1 protein-coding gene is annotated in these 655 nt (G+C 56.6%); it reads left to right on the top strand.

Annotated features, from left to right (window positions below; genetic code table 11):
* Positions 1–655: carbamoyltransferase N-terminal domain-containing protein (locus tag HCN58_RS35230; RefSeq protein WP_283814711.1), on the top strand; the 655-nt coding region annotated here is incomplete at both ends.

The following is a 655-nucleotide window of genomic DNA, read 5'->3' as shown; positions in this document are numbered from 1 at the left end:
CGGGTGGTGGAGGGAGGGTTTTCAGGTCCTCAGTGGGGCGGAACCTGTCACTCTCAAGTGGGCATCGTATGCTGAACGAGATGCCGAGGGCCTTCTCGATTCACGCGACGGCTTTAGCCTAATGCTCGGCGGCACGTTCTTTTCTTATAGAAGCTATCCGCACGTCACAGGCCATGTGGCCTCCGCATACTGCACCAGCCCGTTTATCAAAGCCGGACAATCCGCCTTCTGCTTGGTATGGGACGGCATCATTTTTCCACGTCTCTACTATGTAGACCGCTGCGGCGCTCGGTTCATCGAGTGCCTGTTTCCGCTGATAGGTCAGTCCTATGCTGCCGCGGGCGATCATTTCGGACCTTACACGAACCGCTCCAGCTTGTATGATCTAGGAGTTGCCGGCAAGCTGATGGCCTATATCGCGCTGGGATCTGCTGATGAAGACATCATAACTGTGTTTCGAGAGCTCTACGAGGAGCGCCTTGCGGTTGACGCGGAGCGCGCTCGTCGTTACCATGCGGAGAGTGGGGTGTTTTCCTCACTTGCGGCGATCCACGACTTTTTCCGCGCGAGCGCCCTTCGGTTGAAAGGCAAGCGACCCGAAGATGTGCTTGCATCGTTTCATTGTTTCCTCGAGCATCTCCTCGTCCGGGAGATG

The organism is Bradyrhizobium australiense (genome assembly GCF_013114825.1).
GTDB lineage: Bacteria > Pseudomonadota > Alphaproteobacteria > Rhizobiales > Xanthobacteraceae > Bradyrhizobium > Bradyrhizobium australiense.
The sequence above is the reverse complement of the archived record's forward strand: the minus strand, read 5'-3'. Positions and strand labels throughout refer to the sequence as shown.